Origin of the sequence: Clostridioides sp. ZZV14-6009 (assembly GCF_020658095.1) — a bacterium.
In the GTDB taxonomy this organism is placed as follows: domain Bacteria; phylum Bacillota; class Clostridia; order Peptostreptococcales; family Peptostreptococcaceae; genus Clostridioides.
Genome location: NZ_JAGWDG010000076.1, coordinates 1 through 395 on the forward strand (window position 1 = coordinate 1; position 395 = coordinate 395).

Sequence of the window (395 nt, forward strand, 5' to 3'; positions counted from 1 at the left end):
GCTCCAAGGGTGGGGCTCGAACCCACAGCCTACCGGTTAACAGCCGGTTGCTCCACCGTTGAGCTACCTTGGAACATTTACGTGGCTATGTCCTACTCTCCCAGGCAGTTTCCCACCAAGTACCATTAGCGCTAAAGAGCTTAACTTCTGTGTTCGGAATGGGAACAGGTGTATCCTCTTTGCTATTATAACCACATATTGCCTATTTATAAGACAAATATTATATTAACATCTTTATTTTTAAATGTCAATACTTTTAAAGTACTAAATAATAATAGTTTTTTATTAAATATCTTCCATTAATTGAAGTTAGTACTTTACATAGAGTTAACACTCTAAAAACTGCATATATATTTTAATTAATGAACATCAAATAAATATTGGTCAAGTCCTCG

The 395-nt window shown here is 35.4% G+C and carries 1 tRNA gene and 1 rRNA gene; both read right to left on the bottom strand.

The annotated features are described in order from the left end of the window. Position 1: 1 nt before the first annotated feature. A tRNA-Asn gene (locus KGF36_RS19935) sits at positions 2–73 on the bottom strand. A 6-nt stretch (positions 74–79) separates the two neighbouring features. Further along, positions 80–196 (bottom strand): 5S ribosomal RNA (gene rrf / locus KGF36_RS19940). Positions 197–395: the final 199 nt, after the last annotated feature.